Genomic DNA, 13,870 nt, shown 5'->3' on the forward strand with positions numbered 1-13,870 from the left:
GACGGGACGCGCCCGAAAGTCTACTCCTCATCCCCGACAAACTTCGAATCGCCCCCGCCGCACCCAGGGCACTTGTCCACAACCGGCGAGTAATCCACAGCTTCCAGATCCCCCGTGGCCCCTACCCCTCCCATCCACCACCGTTGACCCATGCCCCTCCTCCCCACCGCCCTGCTCCTGGCGACACTCCTGACCCAGCCGCCACCCACGCCCCAGCCCCGCTTCACCTGGCCCCTGCCCCCACCCCACCCGGTGGTGCGCGCCTTCGAAGCCCCCACCACCCCGTACGGCCCAGGCCACCGCGGCGCGGACCTGGCCGCCCCCGCCGGCACACCGGTACTGGCCACAGCCGACGCCCTGGTCGTCCACGCCGGCCCAGTCGCCACCCGCACCCTCGTCTCCCTGCAACACCGAGGCGGCCTCCGCACCACCTACGAACCCATCACCCCAACCGTGCAACGCGGCCACCGCGTGCGCCAAGGCGAGGTCATCGGCCACCTGCAGGAGGGCCACTGCTCCACCCCGTGCCTGCACTGGGGCGCCCGCCGAGGCCAGACCTACCTGGACCCGCTCCGCCTAGTGACAGCCCCGCGAGTCCGCCTGCTCCCCCTGCCTGCTGGGCCGCGAGGCCCCTGAGCCCCCCAGGCCATGCCCACCAGCCCGCGCCACGCCCCGCGGCCACGTGCGCACCTCGCCAGCCCTGCCATCCCACGAGCCACGTGCCCACCCGTCAGCCCTGCCATCCCACGAGCCACTACGACAAGAACTCCCGCCGACCGGAGAGCCCCTACGGCGCGGGTTTCCACAAGCTCATGCACAGCCGCCGTGCGACATCTCCACCATGACCACCACCCTGCGACACCTCCCACCCACGACCACCGCCGCGCAGCACCCCTCCCAGCCCGCGCGGCGCTCCGAAAGGGCGCTCCGCCGCCAAGCGGCGGCAGTAACCGGCGCGACCCCCGTTGCGCGCCGCAAGCGCCCGCCAGGCGGCCGGGAGGCTCACGGACTCCCCTCCCGGCCGCCTGTTCCCCCACCTCCCGAACCGTTCACGGCACCAGCGCCCACCCGCACCAGCACTGCCCCTTTATGCGCCCGCCCTCTACCCATCCGCCTCTAACCATCCGCCCTGCTCCCCCACCCACGCTTGCTGCCCATCCGCACCATTAGTCGCCAGACCCCGCCAGCCGCCCCGCCGCGCTGGCCGCCCGCTCCTATCGCCGTCCGCCGTGATTCGCCGTCCTGGCCTTTAACCCGTGCTGACTCCGCCGCCCCAAACCCCAGCGCTGCACTCACCAGCCGGCCCTCACTCCCCGGCGCCACGCCCATGTCCTGTTCAGTCGATTCCCATTTGCGCCGAATTCCCGTTCCACCGAATCGCCAGCGCTGCGCTCGCATCACCGCCCGACCCGCCCGCTGCCACGCCATTTCCGCTCAGCACGCGGCGAGTTCCCGAATCTCATCCACCACATCACGGCTCATCAGGTCACTCATCAACAACTCGCCCGGCAATACCGGGCAATGCCCGAATGGGCACGGCGAGTACGGGCGGCAATTCTGGCGCCACCCTTTCGAGTGAATTAGCCCCGACCGGGGCGCGAGAGGAGGTCTGCGACCACAGAAGTGAGGCACGCACGGTTTCCCGGTACGGCTTTCCGGCAGCCCGGCACCCGCCGCGTTGCGGTGGGAGGAGGCGCGGTCAGGCTTCGGACTGCTCGTTGAGCTTGGTGCGCAGGCGCAGGACGGCGCGGGTGTGCAGCTGGCAGACCCTGGACTCGGTGACGCCGAGGACCTTGCCGATCTCGGCAAGTGTCAAGTTCTCGAAGTAGTAGAGCGTCACGACCACGCGGTCGCGTTCAGCGAGCTGAGCGATGGCGTCGGCCAGCTAGCGGCGGCTGTCCTGGTCGACGAGGCTGGCCACCGGGTCTTCGGCGGCGTCGTCGGGCAGCGACTCGGCCAGGGAGGAGCCGCCCTTGTTCGGTGCGATCAGCTCGTCGAGGGCGACGACGCTGGTGAGCTGGAGCTGGCCGTACAGCTCGCGCAGCTCCGCCAGGCCGATCTTGAGCTCTGCGGCGAGCTCGCGGTCGGTGGGCGTGCGCTGCAGCTTGGCGCCGAGGCGCTCCAGGGCTCGTTCGACGTCGCGGGCGCGGCTGCGGACCGAGCGCGGCACCCAGTCCTGGGAGCGCAGGTCGTCGAGGATCGCGCCGCGGATGCGCTGCATGGCGTAGGTCTCGAACTTGAGGCCGCGTTCCGGCTCGAACTTCTCGATCGCGTCGACCAGGCCGAAGATGCCGGACTGGATCAGGTCGGCCACGTCGACGTGTGCGGGCAGGCCGGTGCCGACGCGGCCCGCGACGTACTTGACCAGCGGCGCGTAGTGCAGCACGAGGCGGTCGCGCTGGCTCTGGTCACGGGACTGGCCGTAGCTGCGCCACAGCGCGACGATGCCGGCCTCGACGTCGTCACCGGACCGGACGTCCGCACGCGTCACCGCCGTCTGGGCGGCCACGGGCGCGCCGTTGACGTGCGTGTTCGCACCGGGCTCCGTGCTCGCCTCGGTGCGCGGCGCTCCGTTCTGACGGTGCCCGTTGCTCGCCTGCTTCGAAGCCGGTGCGGGCAGCACGGGGTCAGGGGGCACGGTCGCCGTACGCGATCCTCCCCCTGCGGCGTCAGGAACGGGGGTGGGTTCGGTCATGGATCGCCTTCAGCCGTTCGACAGTGACGTGTGTGTAAAGCTGAGTCGTTGCGAGCGTAGCGTGACCAAGCAGTTCTTGGACGGTGCGCAGGTCCGCTCCTCCTTCCAGCAAATGGGTCGCAGCGGAGTGGCGCAACCCGTGCGGCCCGATGTCCGGCGCGCCGGGCACCGCGGCCATCACCTCGTGGACAAGAGTCCTGACCGCCCGCTGGTTCAGCCGGCCACCACGAGCACCGAGGAACAGAGCCGGCGGCGAATCCGGAGCTACCAGCGCGTTTCGCCCCTCGTCCAGCCACCGCCGCAGCGCACGCTCGGCCGGCACGCCGAACGGCGTGCTGCGTTCGCGTCCACCTTTGCCCAGAACTCGAATCACCCTTAGGGAGTAGTCCACGTCGTCGAGGTCGAGACCGCACAGCTCGGCCACACGGATACCTGTGGCGTACAGCAACTCCACCACGGCCTGATCACGCAGCGCAACCGGGTCGCCCTCGGACGCGCCGGAGGATACGGCCGCCATCGCGTCCTTCGCCTGATCTTCGCGCAGCACCGACGGCAACGTCCGGTGCGGCCTCGGCGCGGCGAGCCGTGGCCCCGGATCGGTCGTGAGGTGCCCCACGCGGTGCGCCCACGCGGTGAACGCACGCGCGGCAGCGGCCCGCCGCGCAAGCGTCGTGCGACTGGCGCCCGCAGTGCGCTGCGCAGCAAGCCAGGACCGCAGACCCGCCAGGTCGATTCGACCGATCTCGGCCTCATCAGGGCTATTCCCGGCGACATGTCCCAGCAACGCCACAGCGTCGCCGATGTAAGCGCGCACCGTGTGCGGAGAGAGATCCCGCTCCAACGTCAAATGCCTCTCGTACTGCCGCAACGCCTCCCCCACGCCTTCGGGCAGCTTTTCGCGCAGGCGAACGAGATCGACACGGCGTGTCCGACCATGCGGCGGCGGGGACATAGGCCAAGACGCTGCGCCAGTCGGGGCGATTGGTCAAGTAGCGCCACACCCCCGCGGCATTTGGGAGCGCTCTCATAGTCCGCTGACAGATAACGTTTCAACGCGCTGTGACGACCAAAAGCGGTAGCGGCATGCACAGATCACCTTTCGGAGTAGTGAGGACAGCCACAACTACCGCCAAACAGCCCATCGCCACCCCCGCAGGCCCGTCGCCACTACCCCCGTAGGAGGGTTCCGCGCACAACGTCGCCGCTGTCTCATACCGGACAGCCGACCGCGGCGATCCCGACGCGGCTTTCGCACACGATGAGAAGCAGGAGGTAACGAGGCAGGTAGGCAGGAGCACCGATGTACAGCGTCCGGAGCGGACTGACGACAGCGTTCAGAAAGCTGACAGCAGCGCCCGGAGCCGTTCGACCGCGGCTTTCAGGGAAGTCCAATGGCGGCATTCAGGGCGGTCCGACGGCGGCGTTCAGGGCGGCTCGCCGGAAGAAGCGAGGCGGCAGGTGATGGTTCCTCCACGGGAAACAGTTCGCCTGAAGGCAGAACCCCACCGCCTACATCGGCCTCACCCGCCCGCCAGGTCGCGCGCGCACCCGGCAGCGATCACGATCCACCTCTGTCCACAGTGGACTTATCTGCGTCAGATGGTCAACTCACCTCCAGCTTCTGCCAGCCGCCGTCGACGCGCAGCGCCAGCCTGGCCAGCTCCAGTTCGGGCAGCAGGGCGCGGACCCGGTCCAAGGGCACTCCGGACTCGACCGACACGACCTCGTCGCTGACGCCGCACCGCTTTCCCAGTGCCTCGTAGACCCGCATGGCGTCACCGTGAGGTGCGCCCAGCGAGCTCTCCTTCTCGGCAGGCTCGGTCGCGAGGTCGTCCCCGAACCGCCCGACGGACTCGACGATCTCGGCCACCGAGCTGACCGACACCGCCTGCCCGTCGCGCAACAGCTCGTGGCACCCGGCTGAACTGGCCGACGTCACCGGGCCGGGCACGACCATCAGCGGCCGTCCCAACGCGAGCGTGATGGCGGCGGTGTTCTTGGCGCCGCTGCGCCTGCCGGCCTCGACGACCACCGTGCCGCCGCCCAGCGCCGCGATGATCCGGTTGCGGGTGAGGAACCGGTGCCGCGCGGGCGTCACGCCGGGCGGGTACTCGCTGACGACCAGACCTTCCCGCGCGATCTTCGCGAGCAGCCCCTGGTGCCCGGCGGGATAGGCGAAGTCGACGCCGCACGCCAGCACCGCGACCGTCAGTCCGCCGGCGCCGAGCGCACCGCGATGAGCAGCGCCGTCGATCCCGTAGGCAGCACCCGACACGACCGTCACACCGGCCTGCGCCAGCCCGAACGCGAACTCGCCCGCGACGTGCTCGCCGTACCCGCTGGCAGCGCGGGACCCGACGACGGCGACGGCCTTGTCCGTCACCTCGCCGAGGTCGTGCGGACCCCGCACCCACAAGGCGAGCGGCTCACCCCCACACCGCTGCGCCGCCACACCGAGCGCGACGAACGGCCACCGAGGCCATTCGTCGTCCTCCGGCACGACCAGCCGACCTCCGATCTTGGTGATCCGCTCGATGTCCTCACGGGCTCGTTCCTCGGCTCGCCGGGCCGAGGTCTGGCTGGCCACCGACGACGACACCGCGCCTTCGCGCACCCGCTCCGCGGCCTCGACCGGGCCGACCCGGTCGACGAGCGCGGCCAGTGCCGCCGGGTAGGGCTCGGCGACCCGGGACAGGTAGGCCCTGGCCAGGCGAACAGCATCGGCACGTGAAGCGGGTGAAGCAGGTGATGCGGGCGCCGTGGGAGGCATGGGAGGTGGCTGCGGTCCGGGCGATGCGCGCGATGTCGGAAGCGAGGGAGGTGGCGGTGGTCCCGGCGATGCGGACGATGCGGGAAGCGAGGGAGGTAGCGGCGCTCCTGGCGATGCGGGCGATGCGGGAGGTGGCGGCGGCTCGGACGCAGGCGGCGGCTCGGAGAGGGGTGGCGAGGCCGATGAGAGAGACATAGAGGGAGCGGGCGATGTGGCCGGACCAGGGGATGTAACCGGACGAGGCGGTGTGGGCGGACGAGGCGGTGTGGGTGAAGCGAACTGCGGCGGTGCCAGGGGCGGCGTGGGCGTAGGTGGCACGGCGGGCCGGGTCGAGGGAGGGGGCGGGCCCGGCGGAGTGGTCAGCTCGGACGCGGTCGACGTGTCGGGTGGAACGGAGCGCTTCACCGAGGTGGGCGGGGCTGTTGAGGCTGATGCGGTCGGCTGAGGGGCCGGTAGGTCTGCTGGAGGGGGCGGGGTCGTCACTGGAACCACCACCAGGGCACCCAGCGGTGCCACGGGGCCGGGTGCCAGGGAGTTGGTGGGCTGGTGTCCGGGCGTCGTCTGCGGATCGTGAACGGCTGCGAGTGAGCGGTCGTGGCCAGTGCGGCTTTGGTGAGGAGTGCGGTCATCGGTGACTCCGTGTTCTCGGGGTTGAGGGGGCTTGTTCGGGCGAACCGGCGTCCGGTTGTGAGCGGGACCCGTGGCTGGTGGCCGAGACAACGGCTGTGGGAGGTGCCGGGCGCGGAGTGGGAGTGGGCTCCGCGCCCGGCTGCTTGGGAAGGCGGCCACGGGCTGTGGTGGAGACGGGCGTGTGGTGAAGGCGGGCGTGTGGTGAAGGCGGGCGTGTGGTGAAGGCGGGCGTGTGGTGAAGGCGGGCGTGTGGTGAAGGCGGGCGTGTGGTGCCGACTGGCGTGGGGGTTGGGTGAGCGGGCGCTTGTCAGGGGGAGGGCAAGCGCCCGCTCGGCTTGCACCGGGCGAGGAGTCGGGGTGTTGGGCTCCGGGCCTGGCTGTCAGGAGGGTGGGACCGGGCGAATCGGCAGGTAGGTGGTGAGGGCCGTTAGGTGGGGACTCGGCGTTCTCGGAAGTTCAGGGCTGCTGCCACGTGGTCGGCTGTGGGGCGGTCGGACTCGGCCAGGTCGGCCAGGGTCCAGGCGACTCTGAGACAGCGGTCGGCTCCTCTGCCCGTCAGGGCTCCTGTGGCGAGGGCTCGGTCCAGAAGGGTTGTGGTGGTGCGGGGCAGGGCGAACTCGCGGCGCAGGGCTGGGCCTGGGACCTGGGCGTTCGTCGGCCAGTGGTGGCCGTGGGCCGACCAGCGGGTGGCTGCTCGGGAACGGGCCTTCAGGACTCGTTCGCGGACGACCTCGGTGGGTTCTGGTGGGGTGGCGTCGGCGTTCGCCATCGCTGTGGTGGCTCGCATGTGGACTCGGAGGTCTACTCGGTCCAGCAGGGGGCCGGAGAGGCGGGACTGGTAGCGGCGGCGGACTGTTGCCGTGCAGGTGCAGTCGATCTCCTTGGGCGGGGCGCACGGGCACGGGTTGGTGGCCAGGATCAGCTGGAAGCGGGCGGGGTAGCGGGCTATGCCGTCGCGGCGCGGGATGCGGATCTCGCCTTCCTCCAGGGCCGTGCGGAGGGTGTCGATCGTCTTCTGGCCGAACTCGCACGCCTCGTCGAGGAACAGGACGCCGCGGTGGGCCCGGGAGGCGGCGCCCGGTTTGGCCATGCCGCTGCCGCCGCCGATCAGGGCCGCCATCGACGTCGTGTGGTGCACGTTCACGAACGGCGGGAGGGCCACCAGCGGGTAGTCGGACGACAGGACGCCCGCCACCGAGTGGACCGCGGTGACCTCCAGGGCCTCCTGGCGGGTCAGGGGTGGGAGCAGGCCCGGCAGGCGTTCGGCGAGCATCGTCTTGCCGGTGCCCGGCGGGCCGGACAGGAGCAGGTGGTGGGCGCCCGCCGCGGCCACCTCCAGCGCCCAGCGCGCCTCGGGCTGGCCCACCACGTCGGCCAGGTCCGGGGTCGGCTGGTGCGGCGGGCCGGTGGCGGGCGGGGGTGGCTGGAGCGTCGTCTGTTCGCCGCGCAGCCACGCCAGGACCTCGGAGAGCGTGAGCGCGCCGAGGACCTCGACGTCGTCGACGAGCGACGCCTCCGGCAGCGAGTCGGCCGGGACGACCGCGGTCTTCAGGCCCGCGCGCCTGGCCGCCAGCAGGGACGGCAGGACGCCCCGGATCGCGCGGACGCGGCCGTCCAGGGCCAGCTCGCCCAGCAGGGCTGTGGTCGTGAGGCGTTCGAGCGGGACCGAGCCCGCGGCGGCCAGGGTGGCGCAGGCGATGGCCAGGTCGTAGCCGCTGCCGACCTTGGGCAGGTTGGCGGGCGACAGGCCGAGCACGATGCGCTGCTTCGGCCACTCCTCCGCGCTGTTGCGGACGGCGGCCTTCACCCGCTCCTTCGACTCGTGCAGGGAGGCGTCGGGAAGCCCGAGGAGGTGGGTGCGGGGCTGGCCCACACCCACGTCGGCCTCGATCTCGACGGGCAGGCCGTCGACGCCGTAGAGGGCGACCGACCACGCCTGCGCCAGAGCCATCTCAGGCTCCCCGCAGGTGCTGCAGCCGCGCTTCGCCGTCCGGTGGCCAGGTGACCGAGATCAGGTCGACGCGGACGTTGCACCAGCCGACGCCGTGAGCCGCCAGCCAGCGCAGCGCCGTCCGGCGCAGACGGGACAGCTTGTCCGCGTCCACGGCCTCGTCCGGACGGCCCCAGACCGGGCCTGACCTGGTCTTGACCTCGCAGACGACCAGGCGGCCGTCCTCCACCGCGACGACGTCGAGCTCGCCGTCACGGCACGTCCAGTTGCGGGACAGGACCGCGAGGCCCTGCTCCTCCAGGTACCTGCACGCCAAGTCCTCGCCCCGGCGCCCGAGGTCCTGCTGCCCTGACTTGTGCCGCCCGAGCTCCCGTCGCCCGGACTTCTGCCGTCCGGGCTCCTGCTTCCCGGGGTCCTGCTGCCCGAGCTCCTGCTTCCTGGTCTCCGCCGGTGCCTGTGCCACCACTGCCTCGCCTTCGTGCGGGTCGTTGGGTACGACCTTGCAGGGCGGGACGGGGTGGGTGGGCGGGGCGGCGGGAATCTGTGGACAACTCGGGAGCTGTGGACAACCCGGCCGTTGTCGATCTTGAAACGCCGGTTTTGTCGGTGGGGTGTGCTATGTGGCTCAGCCCGGGAACGGCCCGCTCTCCGGCAAGCGGAGCTCCGGCTTGTCCAGTTCCTCCACGTTCACGTCCTTGAACGTGATGACGCGGACGTTCTTGACGAACCTCGCGGGGCGGTACATGTCCCACACCCACGCGTCCGACATGCGCACCTCGAAGTACACCTCGCCGTCGGCGTTGCGCACCTGCACGTCCACCGAGTTGGCCAGGTAGAAACGACGTTCGGTCTCCACGACGAACGAGAACTGGCTGACTATGTCGCGGTACTCCTTGTACAGCGACAGCTCCATCTCGGTCTCGTACTTCTCGAGATCCTCTGCACTCATTACGCCTCCGCGCGGGTCATCATCTGCTCCGCGCCCTCCCTCGTCGCGAGCTCCCCGGCATCAGCCGGGGCTGCATCATTCTGGACCACGGCCGCCGCGGTCGTGGCGCGCGCCACCCTGTGCGGCGCGGCGAGACCGTGCTTGGCAGCCGCCGCTGCCACATTTACATACGACCACCGATGCTCCGCACACGGGCCGTGCTCCATCAACGCCGCCGTGTGGTCCGGCGTGCAGTAGCCCTTGTGCACGTTGAAGCCGTACTGCGGGTACTGGTTGTGCAGGTCGGCCATGATCCGGTCGCGCGTGACCTTGGCCAGCACCGATGCCGCCGCCACGCACGCCGCGGCCTGGTCTCCCTTGAGCACCGCCACGTTCGGCGCGGGCATGCCCGGCACCTTGAAGCCGTCCGTCAGCACGTACCCGGGGTGCGTCGACAGCTGCGCGACCGCGCGCCGCATCCCCTCGATGTTCATCACGTGGATGCCCAGCCAGTCGATGTCGGCGGGCGGCACGACGATCACCGAGTGGGCCACCGCGCGCTTCAGGACCAGGTCGTACATCCGCTCGCGGGCCGACGCCGTCATCAGCTTCGAGTCGTTGAGGCCCTCGAACCGCGCCGCGTCGCCCGGCCGCAGCACGCACGCCGCGATGACCAGCGGACCCGCGCACGGGCCACGTCCCGCCTCGTCGACGCCGGCGACGGGCCCCAGGCCCCGGCGCTCCAGCGTGCTCTGCAGCGCCCAGTTCCCCGACGAGCCCCGCACGACGGCACGGGGCGGTAGAAGCATGGTCATCGGCGGAATCGGTCTCGCACTCGACGTCCGAGCAGCAGGAGCGGCCACGCAGCGACGATACCCAGGCCCATCGGGGCGGCGTCCTGCCAGCCCGGCGCACCCATCGCGACGGCCTGCGGGTTGTGGTCGGAGACCCCGCCCCACCTCGACGGCGGCAGCACGATGACGCGCGCCTTGCCGATCACGTTGTCCACCGGCACGAGCCCGTTGAGCCCGCCCTGTCCCTGGCAGCGGGAGTCGCACGAGTGGTTGCGGTTGTCGCCGAGCACGAACAGCATCCCGTCCGGGATCTTCAGCTCTTCGAAGGACTCCTGCTCGGCCGGCACGCCCTCGTCGAAGTGCTTGTACGGCTCGTCCAGCGGCTTGCCGTCCACCGTCACGCGGTTCTGGTCGTCGCAGCACTTCACGGTCTGCCCACCGACGGCGATCACGCGCTTGACGAAGTCCTCCTCGTTCGCCGAGGGCAGGCCGACCAGCGACCCGAGCCACGACAGCCCCTGCGAGATCGGGTTGCCCGCCTCCTGGGAGATGAAGTCGTTCTGCCACGACGGCGGCCCGCGGAACACGACCACGTCGCCGGGCGCCGGTTCGGTGAAGCGGTAGGTGACCTTGTCGACCAGGACGCGGTCGCCGTAGCAGTCCGTGCACCCGTGCAGCGTCGTCTCCATGGACTCCGACGGGATCATGTAGACGCGGCCGAGGAAGATCTGGATGCCGATCGCGAGGCCGAACGCGACCAGGATGAGGACGGGCAGCTCTTTCCAGAAGTTGCCCTTTTTCTTCTTCTTCGAAGCTTTATCCGAAGCGTCCGAACTCGGCTCGTCGCTGGACGGGGTGTGCTCTGGATCGACGTCAACCACGAGATCAGCCTAGGGGCTGGGGGTTGTGATCCGACACAACACTCCAGCGATCTTTCGGGAACACGACCCACCGGGCCTTGCCGATGACGTTCTCGACGGGCACCGTGCCCGCGACTCCCCCGCCGCCCTGCTTGCGCGAGTCGGTGGAGTTCATCCGGTTGTCGCCCATGACGAACAACCGTCCGTCCGGCACCAGGACCGGCTCGAACGGCTCGTGGTCGGCCCGCGAGCTGCCCTCCTGCCAGTGCACGTAGGGCTCGTCGAGCGGTTCGCCGTCCACGACGACACGGTGCTGCTCGTCGCAGCACATCACCGTCTGTCCGGGGAGCGCGATGACGCGCTTGACGAAGTCACGCTCGCTGGCGGGCGCGAGTCCGAGCAACGAACCGACGTTCTGCACGACACGGGCGACGGGGTTCGCCGACGGCGGGTTGCGGAACTCGCTGGACGTCCACGCCTCGGGGCCGCGGAACACGACGACCTCACCCGGTTCGACGTCGCCGAACCGGTAGGCGAGCTTGTCGACCAGCACCCTGTCGTTCTCGCAGCCGGTGCAGCCGTGCAGCGTGCGCTCCATCGATGCCGAGGGGATCACGTAGACCCGCGCCACGAACGCCTGGATCAGCACCGTCAGCACGACGGCCGTCACGACGACGTAGAGAACATCTCTCCAAACAGGAGTACGCCCCCGCTCCGGTTCGTCCGGTGCGGAGGCGTCCTCGAAGTCGTCCGTGCTCGAAGCCAACGGTCAGGAGACCGGACGGGCCTCGCGCTTCTCCTTGATCTTGGCGGCCTTGCCGCGCAGCTCGCGCAGGTAGTACAGCTTCGCGCGACGCACGTCACCGCGGGTGACGACCTCGATCTCGGAGATGTTCGGGGAGTGCACCGGGAAGGTGCGCTCGACGCCGACACCGAAGGAGACCTTGCGGACGGTGAAGGTCTCGCGGATGCCGCCGCCCTGGCGGCGGATCACGACGCCCTGGAACACCTGGACGCGCTCGCGCGAGCCCTCGATGACGCGGACGTGAACCTTCAGCGTGTCGCCGGCGCGGAAGGCCGGGACGTCGGAGCGCAGCGACTGGGCGTCAAGTGCGTCCAGGATGTTCATCGGTGGTCCTCACGTGTGTCTTGAACTCCCCAGAGCATGTTCCATGGCTGTGCACGACATGATGGGGGTCGGCTTGGAGCGCATGCCGGTACGACCACCGGCTGCGGCAACTGTTCCAGTGTGCCAGACCAGGCACTCCGGAATGAAATCGGGCTACTCGCCGCCCTCTCGCAGGCGGGCGAGCAACGCCCTGTCGTGCTTGTCGAGCGCGTCCTCGGACAACGATTCCAGCAGGTCAGGACGTCGTTCGAAGGTGCGGGCGAGCGACTGGTCACGCCGCCACCTGTTGATCAGCCGGTGGTTGCCCGACCGCAGCACGTCCGGCACGGCGAGCTCACGCCACACCTCCGGGCGCGTGTAGCTCGGGCCTTCGAGCAGGCCGTCCTGGAACGAGTCCTCGGCGTGCGACTTCGGGTTGCCGAGCACACCGGGCAGCAGCCGTGCGACCGCCTCCACGATGGCGAGCACGGCCACCTCTCCGCCGACCAGCACGTAGTCGCCGATGGACACCTCGTCGACACGCACGCGCCGTGCGGCGTCATCGACCACACGCTGGTCGATGCCCTCGTAACGACCGCACGCGAACACGAGGTGCGACTCGCTCGCGTACTCGTGTGCGAGCGCCTGCGTGAACGGGCGTCCGGCGGGCGTCGGCACGATGAGACGCGTCTCGTCCGTGCACACGTCGTCGAGCGCGGGACCCCAGATGTCGGCCTTCATGACCATGCCGGGGCCACCGCCGTACGGGCTGTCGTCGACGGCCTTGTGCACGTCCTGCGTCCAGTCACGCAGGTCGTGCACGCCGACGCTGATCAGGCCCTTGTCGATCGCCTTGCCGAGCAACGCGGCACGCAGCGGCGCCAGGTACTCGGGGAAGATCGTGACGACGTCAATCTGCATCGAGCAGGCCCTCTGGCGGGTCGAGCACGACCCGTCCACCGCGGACGTCCACGGTGGGCACGATCTCGCGCACGAACGGGACCAGCACCTCGCGTCCGTCCATCACGACGACCAGCAGCTCGCCGCCGGGCCCGTGGACGACCTCCTTGACCGTGCCGACCTTCGTGCCGTCGGCGAGCTCGGCCGCGAGACCTTCGAGCTCGTGGTCGTAGAACTCGTCGGGGTCGCCGGTCGGCGGGAGGTCGTCCGTGCTGCCCAGCAGCACCGTGCCGCGCAACGTCTCGGCGACGTCGCGGGTGACGACTTCCTCGAAACGCACGAGCAGCCGCCCGGCATGAGGCCGGGCGGCTGACACGGTGAGGCTTCGAGACGTGCCGTCGCGGAGCTTGGCCCGCATCGTCGCCCCGATCGCGAAACGCATCTCGGGGGAGTCGGTGCGCACGTCGACGGCGAGTTCGCCGGTGATCCCGTGCGCCTTGGCCACACGGCCGACAACTACGTCCATTTGCCCTGGGAACTCGTTCTCAGCGGTCGGTGTCGACGACGTCGACCCGCACGCCGCGACCGCCGATGCCGGCCATCACGGTGCGCAGAGCCGTCGCGGTGCGACCGCCACGACCGATCACCTTGCCGAGGTCGTCCGGGTGGACGTGGACCTCGAGGGTGCGGCCGCGGCGGGTCGTGACGAGGTTCACCCGGACGTCGTCCGGGTGGTCGACGATGCCGCGAACGAGGTGTTCGAGGGCGTCAGCCAACAAACTCACGCCTCGTCCTTGGTCGCCTCATCGGCCTTCGGGGCGTCGTCCTTCTTGGCCGACTTCTTCTTCGGCGTGGTGGCCTCGGTCATCGGCTCCTCGTTCGCGGCGGCGAGCGCGGCGGCGAACAGGTCGGCCTTCGACGTCTTCGGCTCCTTGACCTTCAGGGTGCCCTCGGCGCCCGGCAGGCCCTTGAACTTCTGCCAGTCACCGGTGATCTCGAGGAGGCGCTGGACCGACTCGGTCGGCTGCGCGCCGACACCCAGCCAGTACTGCGCGCGCTCGGAGTCGACCGCGATGAACGACGGCTCTTCCTTCGGGTGGTACTTGCCGATCGTCTCGATGGCCTTGCCGTCGCGACGGGTGCGCGCGTCGGCGACCACGATGCGGTAGTACGGCTGGCGGATCTTGCCGAGACGCTGAAGCTTGATCTTGACGGCCATTGGCCTGGTACTCCT

At 70.2% G+C, this 13,870-nt stretch carries 15 protein-coding genes and 1 pseudogene; 1 reads left to right on the forward strand and 15 read right to left on the reverse strand.

Annotated features, from left to right (window positions below):
* Window positions 1-150 precede the first annotated feature (150 nt).
* Complete coding sequence (locus BLT23_RS18355; RefSeq protein WP_090050992.1) at window positions 151-636, forward strand: M23 family metallopeptidase; 486 nt, start codon at window positions 151-153, stop codon at window positions 634-636.
* A 1,063-nt stretch (window positions 637-1,699) separates the two neighbouring features.
* Here the strand turns inward: BLT23_RS18355 and BLT23_RS18360 are convergent.
* The 15 genes and pseudogenes from BLT23_RS18360 to rpsP all read right to left on the reverse strand — a co-directional run.
* Window positions 1,700-2,482: pseudogene (locus tag BLT23_RS18360) on the reverse strand (FliA/WhiG family RNA polymerase sigma factor); the annotation flags it as partial.
* Between the two features lie 187 nt (window positions 2,483-2,669).
* Entirely contained in the window at window positions 2,670-3,647 is a 978-nt protein-coding gene (locus BLT23_RS18365; RefSeq protein WP_090050993.1) for a tyrosine recombinase XerC, read from the reverse strand.
* Between the two features lie 651 nt (window positions 3,648-4,298).
* Window positions 4,299-5,465 carry a DNA-processing protein DprA gene (dprA, locus tag BLT23_RS18370; protein ID WP_090050994.1) on the reverse strand — a complete coding sequence of 389 codons (1,167 nt, stop codon included), beginning with the start codon at window positions 5,463-5,465 and terminating at the stop codon, window positions 4,299-4,301.
* Between the two features lie 479 nt (window positions 5,466-5,944).
* Entirely contained in the window at window positions 5,945-6,094 is a 150-nt protein-coding gene (locus tag BLT23_RS40790; RefSeq protein ID WP_176946804.1) for a hypothetical protein, read from the reverse strand.
* A 428-nt stretch (window positions 6,095-6,522) separates the two neighbouring features.
* Window positions 6,523-8,046, reverse strand: coding sequence for a YifB family Mg chelatase-like AAA ATPase (locus BLT23_RS18380; protein ID WP_090050996.1), 1,524 nt, complete (start codon window positions 8,044-8,046; stop codon window positions 6,523-6,525).
* Window position 8,047: 1 nt separating this feature from the next.
* Window positions 8,048-8,509, reverse strand: a complete 462-nt coding sequence (locus tag BLT23_RS18385) for a YraN family protein (RefSeq protein ID WP_090051209.1) — start codon at window positions 8,507-8,509, stop codon at window positions 8,048-8,050.
* Window positions 8,510-8,671: 162 nt separating this feature from the next.
* A complete protein-coding gene (locus BLT23_RS18390; protein WP_090050997.1) occupies window positions 8,672-8,995 on the reverse strand; it encodes a DUF2469 domain-containing protein in 324 nt (107 codons plus the stop codon).
* Window positions 8,995-9,789, reverse strand: a complete 795-nt coding sequence (locus tag BLT23_RS18395) for a ribonuclease HII (protein ID WP_090050998.1) — start codon at window positions 9,787-9,789, stop codon at window positions 8,995-8,997. The genes BLT23_RS18390 and BLT23_RS18395 overlap by 1 nt, the downstream gene beginning before the upstream one ends.
* A complete protein-coding gene (gene lepB / locus BLT23_RS18400; RefSeq protein ID WP_090050999.1) occupies window positions 9,786-10,649 on the reverse strand; it encodes a signal peptidase I in 864 nt (287 codons plus the stop codon). The genes BLT23_RS18395 and lepB (BLT23_RS18400) overlap by 4 nt, the downstream gene beginning before the upstream one ends.
* 4 nt (window positions 10,650-10,653) lie before the next feature.
* Complete coding sequence (gene lepB / locus BLT23_RS18405) at window positions 10,654-11,394, reverse strand: signal peptidase I (protein ID WP_090051000.1); 741 nt, start codon at window positions 11,392-11,394, stop codon at window positions 10,654-10,656.
* A 3-nt stretch (window positions 11,395-11,397) separates the two neighbouring features.
* Entirely contained in the window at window positions 11,398-11,757 is a 360-nt protein-coding gene (rplS, locus tag BLT23_RS18410; RefSeq protein WP_090051001.1) for a 50S ribosomal protein L19, read from the reverse strand.
* A gap of 153 nt (window positions 11,758-11,910) precedes the next feature.
* The gene (trmD, locus tag BLT23_RS18415; RefSeq protein WP_090051002.1) at window positions 11,911-12,657 is read right to left on the reverse strand and encodes a tRNA (guanosine(37)-N1)-methyltransferase TrmD; all 747 of its coding nucleotides are present in this window, start codon (window positions 12,655-12,657) and stop codon (window positions 11,911-11,913) included.
* Complete coding sequence (rimM, locus tag BLT23_RS18420) at window positions 12,647-13,162, reverse strand: ribosome maturation factor RimM (RefSeq protein ID WP_090051003.1); 516 nt, start codon at window positions 13,160-13,162, stop codon at window positions 12,647-12,649. Before rimM ends, trmD begins: the two co-directional genes overlap by 11 nt.
* Before the next feature lie 19 nt (window positions 13,163-13,181).
* Window positions 13,182-13,421, reverse strand: a complete 240-nt coding sequence (locus BLT23_RS18425; protein WP_030468017.1) for an RNA-binding protein — start codon at window positions 13,419-13,421, stop codon at window positions 13,182-13,184.
* On the reverse strand, window positions 13,418-13,855 hold the full coding sequence (gene rpsP, locus BLT23_RS18430) for a 30S ribosomal protein S16 (protein ID WP_090051004.1): 438 nt from the start codon (window positions 13,853-13,855) through the stop codon (window positions 13,418-13,420). The genes BLT23_RS18425 and rpsP overlap by 4 nt, the downstream gene beginning before the upstream one ends.
* Between the last annotated feature and the right edge of the window lie 15 nt (window positions 13,856-13,870).

The organism is Lentzea fradiae (genome assembly GCF_900100955.1).
Taxonomy (GTDB): domain Bacteria; phylum Actinomycetota; class Actinomycetes; order Mycobacteriales; family Pseudonocardiaceae; genus Lentzea; species Lentzea fradiae.